Below are 24,603 nucleotides of genomic sequence, written 5' to 3' on the forward strand. Positions count from 1 at the left end.
GTGCCTTACCAGCCGCGGTTGGCGTAGCGCTCGGCCTCGGGGAGGGTGTCGCAGTTGATGCCGACCATGGCCTCGCCGAGGTTGCGGGAGGCGTCCGCGATGATCTTCGGGTCGTCGTAGAAGGTGGTGGCCTTCACGATGGCGGCGGCGCGCTTGGCCGGGTCGCCGGACTTGAAGATGCCGGAGCCGACGAAGACGCCCTCGGCGCCGAGCTGGCGCATCAGGGCCGCGTCGGCCGGGGTGGCGACACCGCCGGCGGAGAACAGCACCACGGGGAGCTTGCCGAGCTCGGAGACTTCCTTGACGAGCTCGTACGGCGCGCGCAGCTCCTTGGCGGCGGCGTACAGCTCGTTGTTGTCGTAGCCGCGCAGGCGGGCGATCTCGTTCTTGATCTGGCGCAGGTGGCGGACGGCCTCGACGACGTTGCCGGTGCCGGCCTCGCCCTTGGAGCGGATCATCGCGGCGCCCTCGGCGATGCGGCGCAGGGCCTCGCCCAGGTTGGTGGCGCCACAGACGAACGGCGTGGTGAAGGCCCACTTGTCGGAGTGGTTGACCTCGTCGGCCGGGGTGAGGACCTCGGACTCGTCGATGTAGTCGACGCCGAGGGACTGCAGGACCTGGGCCTCGACGAAGTGGCCGATGCGGGACTTGGCCATGACCGGGATCGAGACGGCTTCGATGATGCCCTCGATCATGTCCGGGTCGGACATGCGGGCCACGCCGCCGTCCTTGCGGATGTCGGCCGGGACCCGCTCCAGGGCCATGACGGCCACGGCGCCCGCGTCCTCGGCGATCTTCGCCTGCTCCGGTGTGACGACGTCCATGATGACGCCGCCCTTGAGCTGCTCGGCCATGCCGCGCTTCACACGGGCGGTGCCGGTCTCGGGAGCCTGGTTTTCGGAGATGGACACGGGTGACCTCGCTGAGGGGAAAGAGGATTTCTGCAGCACTGAGGAAACGTGAGAGAACCAGGCCACAGCAAGGGCCAATGGGAAGGCCGTGGATCCTTTTGCGACGGACGGCCGGAAAACGACCCGTGAAGAGGGCTCAGGCGGCCCGGTCCACCAGGGCCACCGGAGGCTCGTCGTCCATTTCGAAGGCCATCGGGAAGGGCGCGTGACCGGCCAGGCGGAACCAGCGCACCTTGCGGTGCCGGCGCAGGGCCCGGGCCGCCCGCACGGCGTCGTTGTGGAAGCGCCGGGCCATCGGCACCCTGCGGACCGCCTCGGTGAGTTCCCGGGCGGCTTCCTCTCCCCCGGGCGCCTCCCGCACCGCCTCCACCTGCGGGGCCTCTCCGAAGACGGCCCGCAGCGCCTGGCTCAGGTCGCTCTCGGCGACCTCCCGCTGCTCCTCCTCGGCCTGCCGGGCGGCGTGCGCGGCCTCGTACAGCACGATCGAGGCGGCCGGGTCCAGGACCCCCGACGTCGCCAGTTCCTGCGCCACCGAGGCCCGGCGCAGCAACTGCGCGTCCAGGGCGGCCCGGGCGGCGTCGATCCGGGCGTGGAGACGGTCGAGCCGGCCGGCGGTCCAGCTCAGATAGAGCCCGATCGCGACCAGGGCGACGGCGATCCAGATGAGAGTGGTGGTCACGGGCGGCAAGGCTAGCGGCACGGCGGGGCCGTCCGTTCACCCCGCCCTGCCCGCGGTCAGCGGGGGCGGTCCCCCGACAGCGGCGGGATGGACATCAGTGTCTTGAAGTGCCCCCTGGGGTGGCCCTCGCCGACGAGCTGCTGGTCAGTCCCGGGCGAACCCCAGCCGCCCCCACAGCCCGGTCGTCCGCTCGTCCTCGGCCACCGCCGCCGCCCCGGCCGTCACCGTCTCGTAGACGGACAGGATGTCCGCGCCGACGGTCGACCAGTCGAAGCGCCTTACGTGGGCACTTCCCCGCTTGCGCAGCTCCGCCCGCCGCTCCGGGTCCGCCAGGAGCCGCACGGCCATGTCGGCCAGGGCGTCGGCGTCCTCGTTGGGGAACAGTTCGCCGGCCGCCCCGCGGTCCAGGACCTGGGCGAAGGCGTCCAGGTCGGAGGCGAGGACGGGAGCTCCGGCGGACATGGCCTCGACGAGGATGATGCCGAAGCTCTCGCCGCCGGTGTTGGGCGCGACGTACAGGTCGACGCTGCGCAGGAAGCGGGCCTTGTCCTCGTCGCTGACCATGCCGAGGAACTCGACGCGGGAGCGCAGCTCGGCCGGCAGGGACTCCACGGCCTCCTCCTCGTCGCCGCGTCCGGCGACCAGCAGCCGCGACTGCGGGCGCGCGGCGAGGATCTTCGGCAGGGCCTTCATCAGCACCGGCAGTCCCTTGCGGGGCTCGTCGATGCGCCCTATGAAGCCGATCGTGTCGCCCTGCCACTCGGCCTTGGGCTCGGCCTCGGCGAAGAAGTCGACATCGACGCCGTTCGGGATCACCACCGCGTCGCCGCCGAGGTGTTCCACCAGCGTGCGGCGGGCGTACTCGCTCACCGCGATCCGGGCGCTGATCTTCTCCAGGGCGGCCTGGAGGATCGAGTACGCGGCGATCATCGCGCGCGAGCGCGGGTTGGACGTGTGGAACGTGGCCACGATCGGGCCCTGGGCGGCCCAGCAGGTCAGCAGCCCCAGCGACGGCGAGGTCGGCTCGTGGATGTGGATCACGTCGAACGCGCCGTCGTGCAGCCAGCGGCGCACCCGGGCGGCGCTCAGGAAGCCGAAGTTCAGCCGGGCCACCGACCCGTTGTACGGCACCGGCACCGCGCGCCCGGCCGAGACGACGTACGGCGGCAGCGGGGTGTCGTCGTCGGCGGGGGCCAGGACGGAGACCTCGTGGCCGAGGCGGAGGAAGTACTCGGCGAGGTCACGGATGTGGAACTGGACGCCCCCCGGTACGTCCCAGGAGTACGGGCAGACGATGCCGATCCTCACGTGGTTCCCTTCGCTGGATCGAGGTCCGCGAGCCACAGCCGCTGCAGCATGTGCCAGTCCTGCGGATGGTCGGCGATCCCCGTGGCGAAGGCGTCGGCCAGCGCCTGTGTCATGACGGACGTCTTCTCGGCGCGCGTACCCGACTCGGGCACGTCGACCGGCGTGTGGACGCGGCCCCGCATCACGGGCGAGTCGTCGTACCAGAGGGTGACAGGGAGCAGCAGGGCGCCCGTCTGCTGGGCGAGCAGGGCCGGTCCGGCCGGCATGCGGGCCGTGTCGCCGAAGAAGTCGACCTCGACACCGGAGGCGGACAGGTCGCGGTCGGCGACCAGGCAGACCAGGCCGCCGTCGCGCAGCCGCCGGGCCAGGGTCCCGAAGGTGGTGCCTCCGCTGTGCGGCAGGACCTCCATGCCGAGGCCCTCGCGGTAGGCGACGAACCGGTCGTACAGCGTCTCGGGCTTCAGGCGCTCGGCGACCGTCGTGAAGGGGATGCCCAGCTTGGTGGTGACCCAGGCGCCGGCCAGGTCCCAGTTGGCCAGGTGCGGCAGGGCGAGGACGACGCCCTTGCCGGCGGCCAGGCCCTCGGTGAGGTGGTGCAGGTCCTTGACCTCGACGCCGCCCTTGATCCGCTCAGCGCTCCAGGCCGGGAGGCGGAACGACTCCATCCAGTAGCGCAGGTAGGAGCGCATGCCCGCGCGGGACAGCTCGGCGAGGCGCTCGGGGCTCGCGCCGGGCACCACGCGCGCGTAGTTGCTCTCCAGGCGCTGGACGCCCTTGCCGCGCTGCTTCCAGGCCAGGTCGGCGATGGTCCGGCCGAGTCGTACGGCGGCCGGCTCGGGGAGCTTCCTGACGGTGCTCCAGCCCAGGCCGTACAGCCCGTCCGTCAGCCGGTCCTGTGCGCTCACGTGGCCGCCTCGCTCCCGTGGGAGGCGTTCTGCTGCTTGCCTTCATTGTCCTGCGCGGGCGCCTCGTCCTGGGCGGCAGCCGCCGCCTCGGCCCCCTCGGCTTCCTCGGCCTCCGCGGACTCGCGGCGGACCGTGACGACCCGCTGGATCAGCGTGACGAGGCTGCCCACGGCGACGATCCACAGGGCGACGGGCAGCAGGTACTGGATGCCGGGCACACCGAACGCGTGCAGGCCCGCGAGACCGGCCGCGACCAGGGAGATCACCAGACGCTCGGCACGTTCGACGAGCCCGTTGACGGCGACCGGCAGGCCGATCGACTCGCCCCGGGCCTTGGTGTACGACACCACCTGGCCGCTGGCCAGGCAGAAGATCGAGACGGCGCACAGGACGAGGTCGTCGCCCCCGCCGGCGTACCAGAGGATGAAGCCGCCGAAGATCGCGCCGTCGGCGACCCGGTCGAGCGTGGAGTCCAGGAAGGCGCCCCAGCGGCTGGAGCGGCCGAGCTGACGGGCCATGTTGCCGTCGACGAGGTCGGAGAACACGAAGAGCGTGATCACGACCGTGCCCCAGAAGAACTCGCCCATGGGGTAGAAGACCAGCGCGCCCGCGACCACACCGGCGGTGCCGATGAGCGTGACGGTGTCGGGGCTGACGCCCCGGCGGATCAGAAACGCGGCGAACGGTGTGAGGACACGCGTGAAGAATGCACGCGCGTACTTGTTCAGCATGGCCTTCCCGAGGGTCGGTGTCGCCGTCTGGCCCCTGCTGGCCACCGGCTGGCCCATCGTAGTCACGCGCGCGCGTGGCCGAGGTGCGGGCACCCGCACCCCTTTCGGGGGAACCCCCGAGCCGCTGGTGGGCGGGGGGATCACGTCGTTCGTATGGACGCACCGTGACGGGAGTGGGAAGGTCGAATGACCGCGGGCGTCGCCGGAGCCGCCATCGCACGCGGATCCCGCGTGTCCGCGCCCACAGTGACCTCACCGTGCACGGGAGGCAGGATCATGGGCGACAAGGCACAGACACACCCTGGGGCCGCCGGCAGGGCACGAGCGGCCGACCACCCTCAGTCCGTACGGAATGTGGTGCTGGTCGGCCACTCCGGATCGGGCAAGACCACCTTGGTGGAGGCCCTCGCACTGACGGCGGGGGCGGTGAACCGGGCGGGCCGCGTGGAGGACGGCGGCACCGTATCCGACTACGACGACATCGAGCACCGGCAGCAGCGCTCGGTACAGCTCTCCCTGGTGCCCGTCGAGTGGGACGGCATCAAGATCAATCTTCTGGACACCCCCGGATACGCCGACTTCGTCGGTGAACTCAGGGCCGGTCTGCGCGCGGCGGACGCGGCCCTCTTCGTCGTCTCGGCCTCGGACGGCGTGGACGGCTCGACCCGCATGGTGTGGGAGGAGTGCGCGGCCGTGGGCATGCCCCGGGCCATCGTCGTCACGCACCTGGAGTCGGCGCGTTCCGACTTCGAGGAGATGACCCGGTCCTGCGCGGAGGCCTTCGGCGCGGACGACCCCGACGCGGTCCTGCCCCTCTACCTGCCGCTGCACGGCCCCCAGGCACCCGACGGGCACGCGCCCGTGACCGGGCTGATCGCTCTGCTGTCGCAGAAGCTGTTCGACTACTCGACCGGCGAGCGCAAGGAGTCCGAGCCGGGCGAGGACCAGCTGCCGCTGATCGAGGAGGCCCGCAACCGGCTCATCGAGGGGATCATCTCGGAGAGCGAGGACGAGACCCTCATGGACCGCTACCTCGGCGGGGAACCGGTCGACGTCAAGACGCTCATCGAGGACCTGGAGCGGGCCGTCGCGCGCGGGGTCTTCTTCCCCGTCCTGGCCGCCGCCCCCGCGGGTGACGGAGCCCGGCAGGGGCTCGGCACCCTGGAGCTGCTGGAGCTGATCACGCGGGGCTTCCCGACGCCGCTGGAGCACGAGACGGTGCGGGTCACCACCATCGACGGCAGACCGCGCGAGCTCAAGCCGTGCGACCCCGGCGCTCCGCTGGTCGCGGAGGTCGTGAAGACCTCCTCGGACCCGTACGTGGGCCGGCTGTCGCTGATCCGCCTGTTCTCCGGCACCCTGCGCGCCGACCAGACGGTCCACGTCTCCGGGCACGGGCTGGCCGACCGCGGGCACGAGGACCACGACGTCGACGAGCGGATCGGCGCCCTGTCCACGCCCTTCGGCAAGCAGCAGCGCCCGGTGTCGCACGTCATCGCGGGTGACCTGGCCTGCGTGGCGAAGCTGAGCCGCGCCGAGACCGGCGACACCCTGTCCGCCAAGGACGACCCGCTGCTCATGGAGCCGTGGCAGATGCCGGACCCCCTGCTGCCGCTGGCCATCCAGGCGCACAGCAAACCGGACGAGGACAAGCTGTCCCAGGGCCTGGCCCGGCTGGTCGCCGAGGACCCGACAATGCGGCTGGAGCAGAACCAGGACACCCACCAGGTGGTCCTGTGGTGCCTGGGCGAGGCACACGCCGACGTCGCCCTGGAGCGGCTGCGCAGCCGGTACGGCGTCCAGGTCGACGTGGTCCCGCACCGGGTGTCCCTGCGCGAGACGTTCGCCGAGAAGTCCGCCGGCCGGGGCCGGCACGTCAAACAGTCCGGCGGGCACGGGCAGTTCGCGATCTGCGAGATCGAGGTCGAGCCGCTGCCCGGCGGGTCCGGCATCGAGTTCGTCGACAAGGTCGTGGGCGGCGCGGTGCCCCGGCAGTTCATCCCGTCGGTGGAGAAGGGCATACGGGCCCAGGCGGCCAAGGGAGTGGTGGCCGGATACCCGCTCATCGACGTACGGGTGACCCTCCTGGACGGCAAGGCGCACTCGGTGGACTCTTCCGACGCCGCCTTCCAGACGGCCGGGGCCCTCGCGCTGCGGGAGGCCGCCGCCGACGCGAAGATCCATCTGCTGGAGCCGGTGGCCGAGGTGTCGGTGCTGGTCGGCGACGACTTCGTGGGCGCCGTGATGAGCGACCTGTCGGGGCGGCGCGGCCGGGTGCTCGGCACCGAGCAGACACCCGGCGGCCGCACCCTGATCCGGGCCGAGGTGCCCGAGATCGAGATCGGCCGGTACGCGATCGACCTGCGGTCGATGGCGCACGGCACGGCGGGGTTCAGCCGCCGGTACGCGCGGCACGAGCCGATGCCGCAGCAGGTGGCGGACCGGGTGCGTGAAGAGGAGCGCAAGGCCTCGTAGTTGGCGCCGGGCGCCACCAAGTGCCCTCCTGAGGGCCCCCCTCCGCGGGGGCGGGCGGCTTGACGGGCCGCCCGCCCCCGCATGCCGGTCCGGACGGATACGCTGATGACCTGATCAACAGGTGTGCGGAGCGCGGAAGTCGGGAAGGCCGCAGATGCGGATGCGGCAGCGATGGGGGCGGCAGTGACGGACGGATTCGACTTCAGCCCGGGGGCCCAGGTGCCTCTGGCGGGTGCGAGCGGCCAGACAGCGGCGACCTACGCGCTGGCCGCGGCGGCGTACCGGGACGACGAGGTCACCAAGATCCTGGCCGCCGACAACGAGTGGCACCAGTCCAAGGTGACTCCCCCGCGCTCCTGGGCGAAGATCTTCCGCCCCCGGTTCGGCGAGGCCTTCTCCCGCGCGGTCATCGACCGGATGCTGGGTGCCGGGCGCAAGCCGGTCATCCAGTCCTTCGGCATCGAGCCCCAGGTCGTCGTGGAGCACTGCCTGGCGGCCCACCGCATCCGCCGCGACCGCGACAACTGGCTCTCGGCGATCACGGTGATCTGCGGGGTGCTCTTCCTGCCCGGCTTCCTCGTGTGGCTGCTGGTGTTCACCCTGCGCACCACCATGGCCAAGCGCGAGGACAAGCGCGCGGGCGCCCTCGCCACGACCCTGCTGGTCGCCGTGGGCGCGCTCGCCGTGCTGTTCCTGATCCGCATGCCGTTCGAAGGATTCTGGGCCCTGTACGGGCGCGCGGCGGTCGTCATGCCGGTCGTCGGCTGGTTCTGGGCCAAGCAGATCTGCGAGCGGACGGCCCGCGATCTGCGGGAGCGCTGGTCGAGCCTGCTGTCGGGCGGCGGCGTGGGCGCCAAGATCCCCGAGGCCGTCCCCGGCAACCCCGGTGACGCGGCCGAGCAGGTCCGCAAGGAGCTGGCCCGCCTCGCCGCCGAGCAGCGGTCCAACTCGGTCTTCTACGCCGGGCCCAAGGGCATACTCGGCATGGGCACGCGGTGGGGCAGCTGGCAGCTGGCCGAGGAGCTGGTGTCGGCCGATCCGGGCAAGGAGTTCCACCCCTTCCGCAGCTGGGACGTCATCGTGGCGATCCAGGGCGGTCTCGGCATGCTGGAGCGTACGTCCATCAACACCGGCGGTTTCCCCAAGCCGTCCATCACGCACTGGGTCGTCTCGCCGATCGGCGAGAAGGCGACGGACGTGTCCCGGCCGAGCGGCACGGACGTCGACGCGTACACGGTCCGGACGCACGCCATACAGGACATCTGCAACAAGCAGCAGTTCGGCAGCGGCGACCGGCACTACCTGGGCGTGCAGTGGACCCTGTGGGACGGCCACCTGGTGATCACCATGCTGATCACGGTGACCGTGCTGCACGACACGCTGCGCATCGAGGTCACCGGGCACGCCCTGGGGCCGGTCAACTCCCTGTTCAACGAGAAGCCGGCGGCCAAGGAGAAGACGGTCCAGAAGGCCTTCCGCTTCTGGGAGACCCGCACCGTGAAGATGCCCCTCATCGACGCGGACGAGGTGGTACGGCTGGCCGCGCGCGCCCCGCTGACCTGGTATCCGCCGCTGCTGAACTGGCTCGGGGGCAGTCTGACGCTGCCGGAGCCGTTCGGTCTGCGGCACGCGTGGGCCGACCAGCCGTGGCGGCACCGGTTCATGGCCGACGATGCGCTGCGGGCGGCCACGCCGGTGCTGCGCGTGGTGCACACGGCGGCGTTGAAGGTGCTGCGGGAGAACGGGGTGGACGTGGAGAAGTTCGGGTCCAGGTCGGCGGCGCTGAGTGGGGCGGTGCAGGAGGCTTCGCCCAAGAAGGCGGATGTGTACGACGCGTAGGCCTCCGGCGGTCGAGCCGATCAGCCGCGGGCCGGCTGTGGCTGGTGTCCCTGGGGGCTGCGCCCCCAGACCCCCATCGGCCTGAACGGCCTCGTCCTCAAACGCCGGACGGGCTGAGAAGGGCCCGACCCCGCCGAAGTCAGCTGGCCGGCCAGGCTTCCGCCAGCATCTTCCTCGTGTCGGCCAGGAGCTGCGGGAGCACCCGCGTGTGCCCCACCACCGGCATGAAGTTCGTGTCCCCGCCCCAGCGCGGCACGATGTGCTGGTGCAGGTGCGCGGCGATGCCCGCGCCGGCGACCGTGCCCTGGTTCATGCCGATGTTGAAGCCGTGCGCGCCGGAGGCGGTGCGCAGGGCCGTCATGGCCTGCTTGGTGAGTTCGCCGAGCTCGGCGGTCTCCCCCGCCGTGAGGTCGGTGTAGTCGGCGACGTGCCGGTAGGGCACGGTCATCAGGTGCCCGCCGTTGTACGGGTAGAGGTTGAGCACCGCGTAGACCTGCTCGCCGCGCCGGACGACGAGCCCGTCCTCGTCGGACTTGGCCGGGATCGAGCAGAAGGGGCAGCCGTCGCCGGCGCCCGGGCCGGTCGGCTTGTTCTCGCCCTGGATGTAGGCCATCCGATGGGGCGTCCACAGACGCTGGAACGCGTCCTGCGTCCCTACTCCCAGCTGCTGCTCCGGCTCACTCGTCATGCAGTGCAGCATATGGCGTCGAGCTGGGGGGACGGCAAAGGCCCCCGGGATCTCCCCGGGGGCCCGTGCACCGTCTGATCAGACCTGAGCGCGCTCCTCGACGACCTTCAGGATCTTCGCGATGGCCTCGTCGAAGGGGATGCCGTTCTCCTGCGAGCCGTCGCGGTAGCGGAAGGACACGGACTCGTGGGACATGTCCTCGTCGCCCGCGATGACCATGAAGGGCACCTTCTGCTTCTGGGCGTTGCGGATCTTCTTCTGCATGCGGTCGGAGGAGGAGTCGACCTCGACGCGCAGGCCCTTCTTCTTGGCCGCGGCGGCGAACTTCTCCAGGTACTCCACGTGTGCGTCGCCGATCGGGATGCCGACCGCCTGGACGGGGGCCAGCCACGCCGGGAAGGCGCCCGCGTAGTGCTCCAGGAGCACCGCGAAGAAGCGCTCGATCGAGCCGAACAGCGCGCGGTGGATCATGACGGGGCGCTGCTTGGCGCCGTCCGGGCCCGTGTACTCCAGGTCGAAGCGCTCCGGCAGGTTGAAGTCGAGCTGGATGGTCGACATCTGCCAGGTGCGGCCGATGGCGTCCTTCGTCTGCACGGAGATCTTCGGGCCGTAGAAGGCGGCACCGCCCGGGTCGGGGACGAGCGGCAGGCCCTGCTTCTCGGCGACCTGGCGCAGCGTCTCCGTGGCCTCCTCCCAGGCCTCGTCCGAGCCGACGAACTTCTCCGGGTCCTTGGTGGACAGCTCCAGGTAGAAGTCGGTCAGACCGTAGTCGCGCAGCAGGCCGAGGACGAAGGTGAGCGTCTTGTCGAGCTCCTCCGACATCTGCTCGCGCGTGCAGTAGATGTGCGCGTCGTCCTGGGTGAAGCCGCGGGCCCGGGTCAGGCCGTGCACGACGCCCGACTTCTCGTACCGGTACACGGTCCCGAACTCGAAGAAGCGCAGCGGCAGTTCACGGTAGGAACGCCCGCGCGCGTCGAAGATCAGGTTGTGCATCGGGCAGTTCATGGGCTTGAGGTAGTAGTCCACGCCCTCGTCGAGCTGCATGGGCGGGTACATGCCGTCGGCGTACCAGTCCAGGTGGCCCGAGGTCTCGAAGAGCTTCCCCTTCGTCGCGTGCGGGGTGTAGACGAACTCGTAGCCCTCTTCCTCGTGGCGGCGCCGCGAGTAGTCCTCCATGACCCGGCGGATGATGCCGCCCTTGGGGTGGAAGACGGCGAGGCCGGAGCCGATCTGCTCCGGGACGGAGAACAGGTCCAGCTCGCTGCCGAGCTTGCGGTGGTCGCGCTTCTCGGCCTCGGCGAGGAACTCCAGGTGCGCCTTCAGCTCGTCCTTGGTGGGCCAGGCGGTGCCGTAGATGCGCTGGAGCATGGGGTTCTTCTCGCTGCCGCGCCAGTAGGCGGCGGCGTTGCGCATCAGCTTGAACGCCGGGATCGCCCGGGTCGACGGCAGGTGGGGGCCTCGGCAGAGGTCCTTCCAGCACAGGTCGCCGGTCTTGGCGTCCAGGTTGTCGTAGATCGTCAGCTCACCGGCGCCGACCTCGACGTCCGCGCCGTCGTCGGACGAGGCGGAGCCCTTGAGGCCGATCAGCTCCAGCTTGTAGGGCTCGTCGGCCAGCTCCTCGCGGGCGGCGTCGTCGGTGACGACACGGCGGGAGAACTTCTGCCCGCGCTTCTGGATCTCCTGCATCTTCTTCTCGATGGCCTTGAGATCCTCGGGCGTGAACGGCTTCTCGACGTCGAAGTCGTAGTAGAAGCCGTCCTTGACGGGCGGGCCGATGCCGAGCTTGGCCTCGGGGAAGAGCTCCTGCACGGCCTGCGCCATGACGTGCGCGGTGGAGTGGCGCAGGATGTTCAGGCCGTCCTCGGAGGAGATCTCGACGCCCTCGACCTCGTCGCCCTCGGACAGGGCGTACGACAGGTCCCTGAGCTCGCCGGCCACCCGCGCGGCGATGATCGAGCGCTCGCCGGCGAAGAGCTCGGCGGCCGTAGTGCCCGTCGTCACCACGCGTTCTTCCCGCTCGGAATCGCGCTGGATGATCACACGGACGTCTGACACCGGTCTCTCCTGACTGAAGGGGGCTGCGGGCGCCATACCGGAGCGCGCGCACGAGTAAGGATCGTACCGACCCGGGACCCCCCTCCGCGAAATCAGTCCCCGCAGTCCCCTCCGCAGGCCTCCTCGAAGAAGTCGAGGTTCTCGTGGAGCTCCTTCATCAGCCGGTCCCGCTCGGCGTCGTCGACCTGTACGGGGACGACCCCGTGGGCGCCGGTGAGGCGGCGGAATCCGCCCCGGCTCTCCAGGCGCCCCTGCACCCGCACCGGGAGTCCGACGAGGTGGGCGTGCCCGGCGATCCGGTACGCCTCCTCGTCGAGGGTGATCCGGACGTTCGGCACATCGGCCCCGGCCAGTACGCGCAGCCGTACGGTGCCGTCGCCGCGCGGCCCGGACCTGCGCAGCCGTACCACCGCTCCCGTGATCCGCACCGGGACGGCGGGTTCCTCGCGCAGGTAGCGGGCGCCCGCCTCGCGCAGCACGGCGAGGTCGCCGGGCGAGAACTCGACAGGCTCGGCGGAGGGTGCGCAGCCCTCGGGCACACCGGCCGCCGGAGCCCACTCGACGGCGATCCGGGCGCCCTCGGTGCCCCGGACGAGGGCGACGACGGCCTCGGTGAGCTCGTGGCTCACTCCCGCCTCGACGGCGGCGTCGAAGGCGTCCATGCCGCCGGTCGCCCGCTGGTAGTCGATGGCCTCCCGGGCGGCGAACAGGGCCTGGTGGAGGCGTACGGCGAGGGGGCGGCCGCCCGCGACCGGCACGAAGGCGGTGAGCCGGCCGTCGGCGGCGGAGCCGACGAGGACGTTCTCCAGGGCCGCGGCGGCGGAGCGGCGGTGACGGGCGCCGTGGTAGCCGGCCCGGGCGCGGGTGGCGAGGGCCGCTGCGAGCAGCATCCGGCGGGCGGCGCCGCGCAGCCGGTCCTCGACGGTCCAGGACGCGGCGCCCGCGGGTCCGGCGGGGACGTCGTGCCACCAGCGGATCTCGTCGCTGGGCACCGCGAGGGAGACGAGGACCTCACGGGCGGAGGGCGAGCCGCTGCGGGACAGGGCGAGCAGGGCCTCGCCGAGCAGGTCGTCGCTGTCGGGGAAGGCGCGGCTCTCGGGCACCAGGAGGCTGGTGGCGCCGCCGCCGGGGCCGGGTGGGGTCCAGCGGCCGTAGCGTCCAGGGGCGCCGCCGCGCCGCTGCCAGCCGTGCCGGCGCAGCAGGGCGCTGAGCACGGCCGGGTCGACATCGGCGGGCTCGGGCGGGTGGTCGTTCCGTCCCCGTGTCTCGACGGGGTGCGGCCGGAGCTGCCTCAGTGGCTCCTCGGTCGGGCGGTGCGTCACGGTTTCCCTCCCGTCCCGACCCGCGTCATGATCTCGCAGAGGGCCCGGTCGTCGAAGATGCGCGAGGTCGGGATGCGCACGGTGGTGCGGCGGCGGCCGGTGATCGGTTGTCCCGCGAGGTTGATCCAGTAGCAGCAGTGCCTCAGGTCGAGCCGGTCGTGGCTGGCGCGCAGCCAGTCGTCCTGCGAACGCGGCACCAGCATCACCACCAGGATCTTGTGCACGGACACGGGTGTGCGGGCGAGCTTCGCCAGGTGGTCGTTGTCGAGCGTGAAGGAGAAGGTGCGGCCGGGTGGGTTGGGCGGCACCTGGTAGGTGGCCTTGAGCTGCACCTTGATGGTGACCTCGTCGTCGACCGTGTGCCCGGGGGCGCTGTGGCTGACGTGCCAGTCGATGCCGTTGTCGGGAAAGGGCTGGGACAGCGAGCAGCCGGCGGCCGCCGCGACGGCGTGCAGATAGCCGACCTGCAGTGTCTCCATGCAGGCGGTGGTGGCGAGAGTGCCGCGAGAGGGAGCCGTGCGCTCGGGCAGCAGCCCGCCCCGTTCGGGCTGCGCAATGGCCATGGCCAACAGCCTTCCAGAACAAGTGATTCCCCACTGCGGGCCGTTGAACTGCAACAACCCGTACTCCTGTTGTCTCCTTCCGGCGTACGGCGCAAACAGCCCGGGTATCACCGAATCGGGCAGCGGACGGTGCGTCAACTGCCGAAGGTGAACGAGGGGTTGTGTGGCTATGACGACGTGCTGGTACGAGGGGCCGCTGGCCGCCTTCGACACGGAGACGACGGGCGTGGACGTCGAGACCGACCGGATCGTGTCGGCCGCCGTGGTCGTCCAGGATGCCCCGGGCGTCCGGCCGCGGGTGAGCCGCTGGCTGGTGAACCCGGGGGTGCCGGTGCCCGCGGAGGCGACGGCGGTGCACGGGCTGACGGAGGAGCACCTGCGGCTCAACGGCCGGTGGCCGGCGCCGGTGATGTACGAGATAGCGCAGGCGCTGGCCGAGCAGGCGCACGCCGGGCGCCCGGTCGTGGTGATGAACGCGCCGTTCGATCTGACCATGCTGGACCGGGAGTTGCGCCGTCATCGCGCCTCGGCGCTCGGCCGCTGGTTCGAGTCGGCGCCGCTGTCCGTGCTCGACCCGCGGGTCCTGGACAAGCATCTGGACCGCTACCGCAAGGGCCGCCGCACCCTGACCGACCTGTGCGCGCACTACGGCGTCGCCCTGGAGGGCGCGCACGACGCGGCGGCCGACGCCGTGGCGGCGCTGGAGGTCACCCGGGCGGTGGGCCGCCGGTTCGCCTCCCGGCTGGAACGGCTCGCCCCGGGTGAGCTGCACACCCTGCAGGCGGTCTGGCACGCGGCGCAGGCACGGGGCCTGCAGGCGTGGTTCGCGCGCAGCGGTGTGGACGAGGCGGTCGACCCGGCGTGGCCGCTGCGTCCGGACCTGCCGGCGGCGGCCTGAGCCGGGCCGTCCCGAACATGAAAAAACCGGTCCGTCTGTGACGGACCGGCTGTTTCCGGTGGGCGATACTGGGTTCGAACCAGTGACCTCTTCGGTGTGAACGAAGCGCTCTCCCACTGAGCTAATCGCCCGGGAACGCACTGAACAATACAGGCCCGGGCACGCTTCCTTCAAACCGCTTGGAGGTGCCTGAGGAGTCCGCGCCGCCCGGACCGCATCATCAGTGTGTGGTTGGCGCGGAAGGCGGGCCGTCCCGGTACGGCGAGCCGCCTCAGCAGCGGCTTGTTCACGCTGACGACCTGGTCGTACCGCGCGAGACTGCCCGTCCCGTGCGGCGTGACGGTCCAGCGTGCCCAGCCCTCGAGGTCCCCGGACAGGGCGGTCTCCAGCACGCCGGCCGCGGCATCGCGCCGCACCTCCCGCGCCGTGAAGGTCATGCCGTACGGCAGGACGGAGCGGACGTGGATCACCCCGGTGGTGTCGTCGAGCCGGGTCACCTCCCGGACCTGGCGCCACCAGTGCGGGTAGTCCTCGGGGCGTTCCAGCACGTCGTACACGGTGGCGGGGGGTGCGGGCAGGGCCCACAGACTGCGGAAGCGGTAATGGTTCCAGTCCATGCCGGCAGTCTGCCCACTCGCGGCGCGAACCGTCTGAGTACGCGCCTGAGTATCCGCGCTCATGCCGTGCGGGGTGACGCGGACCACACTGCGATGCATGACCCACCTTCCGCCCCCGGCCGAGGAATTGCGGCTCCTCGATGCCGAACTCTGGCAACTGGACGCCCGGCGTGCCCAGTTGCTGTCCCGTCGCGCCTGGCTGGTCGCGGCCCTGCACCAGACGCAGCAGCAGCCGCGGGCCCAGGCCTCGACGCAGCCGCCGCCCACCGCCCCGCCTCGCCCGGAGGCGGCCGCGCCCAGCGTGCAGAACGTGCTGCTGGTCCTCGGCGGTGTCCTGCTCACGCTGGCGGCGGCGGTGTTCACGCTGGTCAGCTGGGGGAGCATGGGAATCGCCGGGCGGGCCCTGGTGCTCGGCGCGGTCACGCTGGCCACGCTCGCCGCGCCCGTGGCCCTGCTGAAGCGGGGCCTGCGGTCGACGGCCGAGTCCGTGGCGGGCCTCGGGCTCGCCCTGACCGTCCTGGACGCCTACGCGCTGCACGCGGCGGCCCTCTCCGGGACGGACGGGACCGGGTACGCGGCCGCCGCGTCGGCGGTGCTGGCGGCGACCTGGTCGGCGTACGGTCTGCTGCCGGCCACGTCCGCGCTGCGCCTGCCCCTGCCCTCCGCCCTGGTCGCGGCCCAGTTCCCGCTGCTGCTGTGGGCCCTGGCAGGCGACGCGAGTCCGTATGTGATCACGGCCGCGTTGCTGGTCACGGCCGGGCTCGACGCCGTGGCGGTGGTGCGGTTGACGGCCGGGGCCGCGCGGATCACCGCCGTCGTCGGTGCCTACGGCATGGGCGGCTGGGGTGTTCTGGGTGCCGGCTGGCTGTCCTCGACGGCCGACGGTCCGGGTGACGCTTCCCGTGCCGGGGCGCTGCTCCTGCTCGCGGCGGCGATCGCCCTGGGTGCGGCCTGGCGAGGGCCGGGCGTCAAGCACGCCCTCGGCCTCGCGATCACGTCCGGTCTGCTCGTCGTGGGTGCGCTCGGTGGGGTGGCTCGTCCCGGGTTGCCGTCGGAGTGGGTGGTTCCGGCGCATCTGGCCGTCGGCATCGCCCTGTTGGCGGCGGTGCGCGTCGAGCGGCTGCCGGACGCGATGCGGACGGGCTTCGCGTGGGCCTCCGGTGCCGTACAGGCGCTGGCGGTGCTGTGGGCGCTGCCCGTCGTCGCCGTGGTGCTGCTGGGCCCGGCCGGCCGGCCGGGCCGGGTGTGGAGCGGTGCGCCGTCGGATGCCCGTGCGGCGGTGGTCGTCGAGGCGCCCTGGCCGCCGCACGCGGCAATGGCTCCCCTCGTGCTGGTGGCCGTCGCCACCGTTCTCGCCCTGGCCGTCCGCGCGGAGCAGTGGCGCGGGCGGGCCCGGCTCGGCTCCCTCGGGCTGCTCTGGGCCACGGCCCTGACTCTTCCGGCGGTCTTCGAGGCTCCTTACCTCGCGGGGATGCTGGTCCTGGGCGTCATGACGGCGGCCGCGCTGTACGCATGCCGCGTCACGACATCGGCCGCGCAGGTCACGGCCCTCGTCCTCGCCCTGGTCACGGCCGTCAGCCTCACCCTGGTCGCTCTCGCCTCCCAGTCCGCGACCCTCGTCGTGCTGTCCGTCCTGACGGCGCTGTTCGCCGCGGCCTCGTGGCGGTCGGGCGTCGCCCCCTTCACGGCTCCGGTGGCTCTCGGGTACGCCGCCGCGCTGGCCTCGGCGTCCGGTGCCGCCGTGGACTGGGCGCCGGCCCGAACCGCCCTGCTGGTTCTGGTGGTTCCCGCTGCCGCCGCCCTGCTGGCGCCGCGTCTCGGCGCGTCCCGGGCGACGGTGCCCGTCGAGGCCGTGGGAGCCGCCCTCGGGCTGTTCGCCGTGACTCTCGCCGTCACCGACCCGCCGATGCTCGCGCTGGTGCTGGCCCTGTGCGGGGTGATCGCCGCGGGCACGGCCCTGCGTGCCGAGCGGCGTCCCGTCGGCTATGCGGCCACGGCCCTGTTCGTGCTGGCCGCCTGGGTCCGGCTGGCCGCCTGGGACGTCGGCACGCCCGAGGCCTACACCCTCCCGGTGACCGTCCCGGCGCTGCTCGTCGGAGCGCTGCGCCGGCGCCGCGACCCGCAGGCCTCCTCCTGGACCGCGTACGGCCCCGGGCTCGCCGCCACCCTCGTGCCGAGCCTCGTCGCGGCCTGGGCCGATCCGCACTGGACGCGGCCCCTGCTGCTGGGCGTCGCGGCGCTGCTGGTCACCCTGCTGGGCGCCCGGCACCACCTCCGGGCGCCGCTGGTGCTCGGCGGCTCGGTGCTGGCCCTGGTCACGCTGCACGAACTCGCCCCGTACGTCGTGCAGGTGACGGGGGCCCTGCCCCGCTGGGCGCCTCCCGCCCTCGCCGGGCTCCTGCTGCTCGCCCTCGGGGCGACGTACGAACAGCGGATCCGGGACGTCCGGCGGGTCCGGGAGGTCCTGGGGAGGATGAACTAGCCCCGTCGCGCCGTCGGTCCCTCCGCGTGCCGCAGGGGCGTCTCGACTGCGGACAAAGCCCGTGATGTCATACGTTCTCCGATCGGCCGCCGACGGCACGGTCGGGCGGGGACGGGGGAGGCATCATGACGGACCTGGGGGAGTCACCGGGCCGGGGGACGGGCGCCGAGGGCCAGGGGACCCTGGAGCGGCTGCTCTCGGTGGTGGGTGCGGGAGCCGTGGAGCTGCACACGGCCCCGGAGGGGCTGGGGGCGAGCGTCACCGGTGTCCATGTGCTGGATGCCCTGGAACCCCTGATCAGACCGCGGGAGTTACTGCTCGCGGTGGGCGTCGACCCGCGGTCGGCGCATGCGGTCGACGTGGTGCGCCGGGCCGGTGAGGCCGGTGCGGCGGGCGTGGTGTTCGGCCCGGGGCGGCCGGAGCCCACCGCGCGGGCGTTGCAGGCGGCCGCGGAGGAGAGCGGCACGGCGGTGCTCTTCCGTACGGCCTGGTGCACCTGGGCACAGCTCGTGGGGGTGCTGAGGGCGGCGCTGGCCGCCGCGGGCGTTCCCCCGGTGCCGGCGACCCACGGCGTGCGCCTGGGCGATCTGGACTCACTGGCCGATGCGGTGGCGGCCCTGGTGGGTGGCTCGGTGACCGTCGAGGACACCGAGTCGCGGGTGCTGGCGTACTCGTCCACCGAGGAGAACGTGGACGAGATGCGGCGGCTGACCATCCTCGGCCGTCGTGTGCCGCCGTGGCGGGTGGCGGCCATGCGGGAGGCGGGGTTCTTCCAGGCGCTGTGGGGTGCGGGTGATGTGCTGCACCGGCCCGCCCACGGCCAGGATCCGGAACGTCTGGTCGGCGCCGTGCGGGCGGGCGGAGAGGCGCTGGGGTCCATCTGGGTGGCGGCTGTCGCCGGCCGGCCGCTCGCGCCGAACGCCGCGGAGACGCTGCGCGCGGCGGCCCGGGCCGCCGCCGCCCACCTGCTGCACCACCGCACCCACAGCTCGGACGGCCGTCTGGTGGAGGACGCGGCTCGGGCGCTGCTGGAGGACCGTGGATCCGTCGAGGTGCTCGCGGAGCGGGCCTCGCTGCCGCCCCGGGAGCCCTGTGCCGTCCTGGCGGTGGGAACCGGGCCCGCCCGGCACGGGGACGACGACCCGTCCGGGCTGTACGGGCTGCTGACCCTGCACTGCGCGGCGTTGGGCCACCGAGTGGTGGTGGTTCCGGCGGGCGCCAGGATCCTGGTGCTGCTGAGCGGGCTGGAGCGCGACCCGGGGCGGGCCGACGGCCAGGTGCGCCGGCTCGGGGAATCACTGGCCGATCAGCTGTCGGCGACGATCGGCCCGGCGGTGAGGGTGGGGCTCGGCGACGTGGTCCCCGGCCTGGCGGGGGCGCCCGCATCACGCCGGTCGGCCGAGCGGACCCTGCAGGCGCTCATCGCCGCCGCCGGGCCACGCACGGTCGCGCGGAGCGAGGACGTCGCGGACACCGTGGGCATCCTGCAAGTCGTCGACGCCCTGCGGGAGGTGGCGCTGCCACCGCGGACCTCGGTGGCTCGGCTGAGGGAGTTCGACGCCGATCACAGCGGCAGTTGCCTGGTGGAGACCCTGCGCGCCTACCTCGACCACTTCGGTGACGTGTCCGCCGCCTCGCGCGCGCTGGGCGTGCATTCCAACAGCCTGCGCTACCGGTTGCGCCGGATCACGCAGGTGTCGGGACTGGACCTGGAGAGTCCCGACGCCCGGCTGCTCGCCCAGGTGCAGTTGCGTCTGGGCCAGGACGCCGACGGCGCACGCCCCTGAGCGGCCGGCGCCGAGGCGCGGCCGCGCGCGTGCCGCCCGCCGTTTGGCCGCGGCCACCATCGAAGGGCCTCTCCTTCGTCGTACCGCACAACACCCTTGCCCGGCACGGGGGTTGTTGCGTTCAACCGCCGTGGGCGAGGCCCGCCTCTTTGACGACTCGACGAAGACGCCCTCCCGGTGCGGACAGCAGCCTGGTACTCCACCCGGGGCGGTCCCGGGCGCTGCGCGTACGACACCGGAAGGCTCACCATGACCGGACTGACCACCGCCGCCGAGCGGCGCGAACGGATCCTCCAGGAAGCGGTGCGGCAGGGACTGCTGGACGCCGGGCGGTCCCAGCTGGCCGCCTTCGTCGACCTCGACGGCGTCGCCGAGACCGTCGCGTCCCTGCACCGCGCCTTCCCCTCTGCGCCGCGTGTGCTGCACGCGTTCGCCGCCAAGGCCAACTGCCTGGTGCCGGTGCTGGCGGAGCTGCGGCGGCTCGGCATGGGCTGTGAGGTGGCCACCGCGGGTGAGCTGGCCCGCGCGCTGGCCGCCGGATTCGCACCGGATCGGATCGTCTTCGACTCCCCGGCCAAGACGGAGGCCGAACTGCGGCACGCCCTCGGCCTGGGGGTGACCGTCAACGCGGACAACTACCAGGAACTGGCCAGGATCGACCGGGTGCTGGGCGGCCGCGTGCCGGTGTCGCGGATCGGGGTGCGCGTCAACTCCCAGCTCGGCGGCGGCAGCATCGCCGCGATGAGCACGGCGACGAGCACCTCGAAGTTCGGCGTCCCCCTGGCGGACCCGGGCAGCCGACGGCGTTTGCTGCGCGCCTACCACGACCACCCGTGGCTGACCTGGGTACACACCCACGCCGGCTCGCAGGGCTGCCCGCTCGACCTCATGGCCGGCGGGGTGGCGCAGGCCGTGGCGTTCGCCGAGGAGGTCAACGCCTCCCTCGGACGGCGCCAGGTCGTCGGCATCGACATCGGCGGCGGACTGCCCGTCAACTTCGCCGACGACGAGACCACGCCGACCTTCGACACGTACGTCCGGCAGCTGCGCGCCCAGGCTCCCGCGCTGTTCTCCGGCGGCTACGAGATCGTCACCGAGTTCGGGCGTTCCGTCCTCGCCAAGAACGGGTTCACCGCCGCGTACGTCGAGTACACCAAGAGCATGGGCGGCCGGCCGATCGCGGTCACCCACGCCGGTGTGCAGGTGGCCACCAGGACCGTGTTCAACCCCGACGCCTGGCCCCTGCGGATCGAGGCGCACGACGGAAGCGGCAGGGCCAAGCGGGGCGGATCGGTCCGCCAGGACATCGCGGGACCCGCCTGCTTCGCCGGGGACCTGCTGGCGCGTGACCGCGCGTTGCCGCTCCTGGAACCCGGCGACATCATCGCCGTCCCGGACACGGGCGCCTACTACTTCTCGACGCCCTTCCACTACAACAGCCTGCCCGAACCCGCCGTGCACGGGGTCCGCACGAGCGACGACGGCGGCGCTGTCCGCTTCGAACTCCTGCGTCCCGCGCAGGATCCGTGGGACGTGCCGGGCCCGGGCGGCCACGGCACTCCCCCGCGGCAACGAGCGCACGAGACCGTCCACGGCGTCGGGTAAGGAGCACCGAGGTGGCACAGGCCGACCGTCGGGGGCCGGGCCGGGACGGACCGCTCCTCAGTCAGCGCGCCGCGATCGTCTTCCTGCTGGCAGCCCTGGTCGGCATCGGTGCCACCGTCCTGGCGGCGCTGGCCGGCAACGTGTGGCCGGTCGCGGTGAGCGTCGGAGGCGGGGTGGTGGCCCCGGCCGTCCTGTTCTTCAACCAGATCATCGACTAGGGCGTACCGCGGCAGGCGGCCCCGGCCGAGCGGATCCCGATGCCTCGCCGCGGGATCCGCTCGGCCGGTCCCCCGTTACGGCATCTTGTCCCCGAGCAGTGCCAGGTTCTCGATGGCGGCGAGGCCGTACAGCGCGGTGTCGTTGGTGGAGACCCAGGTGGCCTCGCTGCCCGGCACCAGCGCGACCGGGCCGCTCAGCTTCTCCGTCCGCCAGGGTGCCGACTCCTTGTAGCCGTCGGAGTTGTAGAACTTCTCCCACGCCCGCTTGGCGAGCTTCTCGTCGCCGGTCTTGACGGCCGCGTAGGCGTCGAGGCGCGAGTGGCCCTGGAAGAGCAGCAGGTTGCCGAAGTTGGAGCCGTAGCGGGCCGCCTGTTCGGCCTTGGTGGCGTTGAAGTAGCGGCAGTAGTCGAAGTACGCCTCGTTGAATTTCGGCATGTCGACGAGGTCGATGAGCTCGGCGCACAGCTCGTTCAGGCCGAAGACGGCCGACAGGTGCGAGACCTCCACCTTGGGGGCCCCGGCGACGGCGAACTTGCCGGTGTCCAGGTCGTACAGGCCGCTGCCCTGGACGAAGCCGTTGGGCTGGGCGGCGATGGTCTCCATCGTGGACAGCACGCGGGCCTTGGCCTTCTCCCACTTCGGGCCCTTGCGCTCCCATTCCGTCAGCCACGCCGACACCAGGCCGCTCCAGTCCGTGCCGAAGCCGATCGACAGGGCGTGCCGGTCGGGGGTGTACGGCTCGGTGCGGATCTTGCGGAGCGGGTCGAGGGCGAGGAACGTCTCGTCGGAGTCGACGTTGGCGTGCATGAGGTCGCCGACGCGTTCGTCCGCCGTGAGGAAGTAGTAGTAGCGCCGGTAGGTGGTGTTGGCGATGCGCTGCTGCTTGGCGCTGTCGGCGAAGTGCTGCACACCGTGCCGGGTGCCGAGGCCCGCCCACTTGCCCAGGTGGTAGACGTCGACCTCGCCGGTGTGCCGGGTCATCGCCTCGGCGAACCGGAAGACGTCGGCGCGACCGGAGCGCAGGTAGGCGAACCAGAGCCACAGGTCCGGCGACAGCTCGGAGTTGTCCCAGGCGTAGCCGCCGATGTCGTACCGCCATTGGTGCCGGAACGTGTCGTAGGTGTGCATGATGTCGCCGTAGTCCCAGAAGCCGTACCAGCGGCGCTGCTCCACCTGGTCCTTGTAGTAGGTGAAGAGGAAGTCGAGGTGGTCCTCGATCTTCGCCTTGGCCGGGGTGGAGCGGTCGGGCTCGGAGTACAGGCCCGGTCCGAAGACCTTGGCCGTGATGAGCTGCTTGGGCGGGGCGGCCAGCTGCGGCAGCACGCGGACGGCCTCGACCTGCTCGGCGAGCCGGTCGGCGCCCGGGGTCGAGTCGTTGGCCCAGAAGAGGAGTTCGGAGGTGCGGGCGATGCCGTACGGGGTGCCGAACTCCGGCTCGTAGTCCTCGTAGGTGATGTTGAGGCCTTCGATCTGCTCCGGGAAGGTGTCCTGGCCCATGCCGTCGTGGTAGAAGCGCATGTCCATGGGCTGCGCCTCGGGCGACCAGAGCCAGAGGGTGACCTCGGCCTCGTCGGTGTGGGCGTCCCGGATGTCCAGCTGGGCGGGGAACTTCTCCCAGAAGTCGCGCAGCCCGAAGGAGAACCCGCCGCTCGCCCCGCCGACGTAGCCGAGACCGGACGCACGCCGGCCACCGCCCGCGGCGACCCAGCCGTGGCCCTTCTTGGTGCGCTTGCGCAGCGTGAAGCCGTCGGCGGAGAGCTGGGAGAGGGTGTAGTCGCCCCACTCGGGGATGTACTGCAGCCGGGTCGTCACCCGCTGGTCCCAGGTGGCCGGGTCGGGCAGCTTCTTGCCCTCGAACTGGGCCGCCTGGACTGCCGCGCCCGGGTCCCGGCGCAGTCCGGTGATGCCCTTGACGGCCTCGCGCAGCAGTCCCGTGCCGTCGCCGCCGATGCGGATGTGGCGGTCGTACGACTCGTCCCGCAGGGGCACGGTGAAGCGGACACCGAGGCCACGGACGAAGTCGCCACTGGCCTTGCCCGGCTCCTGCTTGCCGTCGTAGGTGATGGTGTGCACCATGCGGAAGGAGTCGGCGCCCGCGTAGAAGTAGAGCCGGATCGAGAAAGGCAGCCAGCTGCGGCCGCCCTTGCGGTGCTTGCCGTCGATGCGGACAACCGCGCGGACCGGGCCCGCCTGCTCGACCTCGACCTTGGAGATCGCGCCGTCGAACCGCTCGGTCTTGACCGCGCCCTGGTCCTCGTCCTCGATCTCGGGCTGGCGGATCAGCACGAGCCGACCGTTCTTCGCGATCTCCGTGGAGCCACGGGTGACGGACTTGACGAGCGTGGAGCCGGACGTGCCGATCTTGGCGGTGATGACACCGGTCGAGATGTCGATGGTGCCGCCGCGCTTGACGACGGTGACCTTCTTCTCGGGTGCGGCGGGCGTCCCGGCGGCGAGGGTGAGCTTGCCGTCGCCCGAGGCGACGGCGTGCGCGGTCCACTTGAGGGAGCCGTCGGGCCAGTAGGCGATGGGCCAGGACTGCACGGGCACGGTCTTGCCGCCGGCGTCCGTCAGCGTGAAGGTCTGGTCCTTCTGGTAGGCGCCCTTGGGCCAGGGCACACCGACGGTGGAGCCGGGTGCGGCGCCGAGGCCGCCGTCCTCCAGCCAGTCCAGGGTCACCGGGTCCGCATCGGCGGGTTCGACTCCGGGCGCGGCCTGGGCGTCCTGGGCTCCCAGCGCCCAGCTGAACTGGGCGGCGGCTCCGGCGACGGCGGCTGCCTTCAGGAGGGACCTGCGGGGGATGGGAGACATGGCGATGCTGCCTTTCCTCGTCCGTGCGGGAAGCGATTCCGTGCGCTGGTCAGGGGCATGACAGTGAGAGGTGCGGCGCCGGGGCGCCGACCTGGAAGGGGGCACCGCAGTTCAGCGGTGCCGGTACCGCTCCTCCACCGCGACGGCCGCCGCCGCCACGGCCCCGAGGACGGCGATCGCCAGCGGCGCGGCGAACCAGGCGGACAGGGCCACCACGGCGAGCCCGCCGACGATCAGGAAGGACCCGGCCGGATCGAGCACCGTCCGCCGCCCGGCCTCGGCCAGCAGCGTCCGCCAGCGTGCGCCCGGCACCCAGACCGCCGCCGCCCGCAGCCCGGCGACGACGAGCCCGATGAGCGCGACGACACCGAGGGCCCCCACGAGCGGCCCGCCGGGGATCCCCGCCCGGGCCGCCTGCACGTCCACCCAGACCGCGGCGAGTGCCGCCCACCCGGCGAGCCCGGCGAGCCATCCGCCGCGCACGGCCGTGCGGAAGTCGGCGACGAACTCCCGCCAACCACCGCCCTCATGAGCGGTACGACGCCGCAGATGCCGCGCCCCCGCGGCGAACGCGGCGGGGTAGGTGACGACTCCCAGGGAGGCCACCGCGATCCACACACCAGTCAGCAGACACTCGGCGAACACCGCGAACCGCTCGGCGAGCGCTGACTCGCCCCGTGCCTTCACCCGTGTCCCGGCCATGCCCGCC

General features: G+C 72.3%; 19 protein-coding genes and 1 tRNA gene. 7 read left to right on the forward strand and 13 right to left on the reverse strand.

Translation table 11 applies throughout. The annotated features are described in order from the left end of the window. Window positions 1-5 precede the first annotated feature (5 nt). From pdxS to pgsA, 5 genes are all read right to left on the reverse strand, one after another. Window positions 6-911 carry a pyridoxal 5'-phosphate synthase lyase subunit PdxS gene (gene pdxS / locus AB0G20_RS26775; protein WP_031139038.1) on the reverse strand — a complete coding sequence of 302 codons (906 nt, stop codon included), beginning with the start codon at window positions 909-911 and terminating at the stop codon, window positions 6-8. A gap of 136 nt (window positions 912-1,047) precedes the next feature. Next, window positions 1,048-1,590, reverse strand: coding sequence for a hypothetical protein (locus AB0G20_RS26780; RefSeq protein WP_142165028.1), 543 nt, complete (start codon window positions 1,588-1,590; stop codon window positions 1,048-1,050). A 144-nt stretch (window positions 1,591-1,734) separates the two neighbouring features. Next, on the reverse strand, window positions 1,735-2,898 hold the full coding sequence (locus AB0G20_RS26785) for a glycosyltransferase family 4 protein (RefSeq protein ID WP_361306693.1): 1,164 nt from the start codon (window positions 2,896-2,898) through the stop codon (window positions 1,735-1,737). Next, window positions 2,895-3,803 (reverse strand): phosphatidylinositol mannoside acyltransferase, encoded by a 909-nt coding sequence (locus AB0G20_RS26790; RefSeq protein WP_361306694.1) that lies wholly within the window; start codon window positions 3,801-3,803, stop codon window positions 2,895-2,897. Before AB0G20_RS26790 ends, AB0G20_RS26785 begins: the two co-directional genes overlap by 4 nt. Continuing rightward, window positions 3,800-4,591: a phosphatidylinositol phosphate synthase gene (gene pgsA, locus AB0G20_RS26795; protein ID WP_361306695.1), complete on the reverse strand. Its 792-nt coding sequence runs from the start codon at window positions 4,589-4,591 to the stop codon at window positions 3,800-3,802. The genes AB0G20_RS26790 and pgsA overlap by 4 nt, the downstream gene beginning before the upstream one ends. A gap of 219 nt (window positions 4,592-4,810) precedes the next feature. On the opposite strand from pgsA, the gene AB0G20_RS26800 reads away from it, so the two are divergent. After that, window positions 4,811-7,009, forward strand: coding sequence for an elongation factor G-like protein EF-G2 (locus AB0G20_RS26800; RefSeq protein ID WP_361306696.1), 2,199 nt, complete (start codon window positions 4,811-4,813; stop codon window positions 7,007-7,009). A gap of 171 nt (window positions 7,010-7,180) precedes the next feature. Next, window positions 7,181-8,848 carry a hypothetical protein gene (locus AB0G20_RS26805; protein ID WP_361306697.1) on the forward strand — a complete coding sequence of 556 codons (1,668 nt, stop codon included), beginning with the start codon at window positions 7,181-7,183 and terminating at the stop codon, window positions 8,846-8,848. A 139-nt stretch (window positions 8,849-8,987) separates the two neighbouring features. Here AB0G20_RS26805 and AB0G20_RS26810 read toward each other — a convergent pair whose 3' ends face one another. The 4 genes from AB0G20_RS26810 to AB0G20_RS26825 all read right to left on the reverse strand — a co-directional run bounded on the left by AB0G20_RS26810 (window position 8,988) and on the right by AB0G20_RS26825 (window position 13,476). Next, window positions 8,988-9,548 (reverse strand): HIT domain-containing protein, encoded by a 561-nt coding sequence (locus AB0G20_RS26810; RefSeq protein WP_361306698.1) that lies wholly within the window; start codon window positions 9,546-9,548, stop codon window positions 8,988-8,990. Window positions 9,549-9,614: 66 nt separating this feature from the next. Further along, window positions 9,615-11,591: a threonine--tRNA ligase gene (gene thrS, locus AB0G20_RS26815; protein ID WP_361306699.1), complete on the reverse strand. Its 1,977-nt coding sequence runs from the start codon at window positions 11,589-11,591 to the stop codon at window positions 9,615-9,617. Between the two features lie 92 nt (window positions 11,592-11,683). Beyond that, window positions 11,684-12,913: a hypothetical protein gene (locus AB0G20_RS26820; protein ID WP_361306700.1), complete on the reverse strand. Its 1,230-nt coding sequence runs from the start codon at window positions 12,911-12,913 to the stop codon at window positions 11,684-11,686. Further along, window positions 12,910-13,476: a DUF4365 domain-containing protein gene (locus tag AB0G20_RS26825; RefSeq protein ID WP_361306701.1), complete on the reverse strand. Its 567-nt coding sequence runs from the start codon at window positions 13,474-13,476 to the stop codon at window positions 12,910-12,912. Before AB0G20_RS26825 ends, AB0G20_RS26820 begins: the two co-directional genes overlap by 4 nt. Window positions 13,477-13,645: 169 nt before the next feature. On the opposite strand from AB0G20_RS26825, the gene AB0G20_RS26830 reads away from it, so the two are divergent. Continuing rightward, the gene (locus AB0G20_RS26830; RefSeq protein WP_361306874.1) at window positions 13,646-14,374 is read left to right on the forward strand and encodes a 3'-5' exonuclease; all 729 of its coding nucleotides are present in this window, start codon (window positions 13,646-13,648) and stop codon (window positions 14,372-14,374) included. A gap of 59 nt (window positions 14,375-14,433) precedes the next feature. Here AB0G20_RS26830 and AB0G20_RS26835 read toward each other — a convergent pair. Further along, window positions 14,434-14,505: transfer RNA gene (locus AB0G20_RS26835), tRNA-Val, on the reverse strand. A 39-nt stretch (window positions 14,506-14,544) separates the two neighbouring features. Then, entirely contained in the window at window positions 14,545-14,991 is a 447-nt protein-coding gene (locus tag AB0G20_RS26840; protein WP_361306702.1) for an SRPBCC family protein, read from the reverse strand. Between the two features lie 61 nt (window positions 14,992-15,052). On the opposite strand from AB0G20_RS26840, the gene AB0G20_RS26845 reads away from it, so the two are divergent. The 4 genes from AB0G20_RS26845 (at window position 15,053) to AB0G20_RS26860 (ending at window position 21,083) form a co-directional block, all read left to right on the forward strand. Beyond that, a complete protein-coding gene (locus AB0G20_RS26845; RefSeq protein ID WP_361306703.1) occupies window positions 15,053-17,473 on the forward strand; it encodes a hypothetical protein in 2,421 nt (806 codons plus the stop codon). A 125-nt stretch (window positions 17,474-17,598) separates the two neighbouring features. Beyond that, a complete protein-coding gene (locus AB0G20_RS26850; RefSeq protein WP_361306704.1) occupies window positions 17,599-19,260 on the forward strand; it encodes a helix-turn-helix domain-containing protein in 1,662 nt (553 codons plus the stop codon). Window positions 19,261-19,509: 249 nt separating this feature from the next. Then, window positions 19,510-20,865, forward strand: a complete 1,356-nt coding sequence (locus AB0G20_RS26855) for a diaminopimelate decarboxylase (RefSeq protein WP_361306705.1) — start codon at window positions 19,510-19,512, stop codon at window positions 20,863-20,865. Window positions 20,866-20,876: 11 nt separating this feature from the next. After that, on the forward strand, window positions 20,877-21,083 hold the full coding sequence (locus AB0G20_RS26860; RefSeq protein WP_031139070.1) for a hypothetical protein: 207 nt from the start codon (window positions 20,877-20,879) through the stop codon (window positions 21,081-21,083). Between the two features lie 75 nt (window positions 21,084-21,158). Here the strand turns inward: AB0G20_RS26860 and AB0G20_RS26865 are convergent, their stop codons facing one another. After that, on the reverse strand, window positions 21,159-23,894 hold the full coding sequence (locus AB0G20_RS26865) for a Tat pathway signal sequence domain protein (protein ID WP_361306706.1): 2,736 nt from the start codon (window positions 23,892-23,894) through the stop codon (window positions 21,159-21,161). 111 nt (window positions 23,895-24,005) lie between these two features. Next, entirely contained in the window at window positions 24,006-24,596 is a 591-nt protein-coding gene (locus tag AB0G20_RS26870) for a hypothetical protein (RefSeq protein ID WP_361306707.1), read from the reverse strand. Window positions 24,597-24,603: the final 7 nt, after the last annotated feature.

Origin of the sequence: Streptomyces sp. NPDC024017 (assembly GCF_040638895.1) — a bacterium.
Classification (GTDB): domain Bacteria; phylum Actinomycetota; class Actinomycetes; order Streptomycetales; family Streptomycetaceae; genus Streptomyces.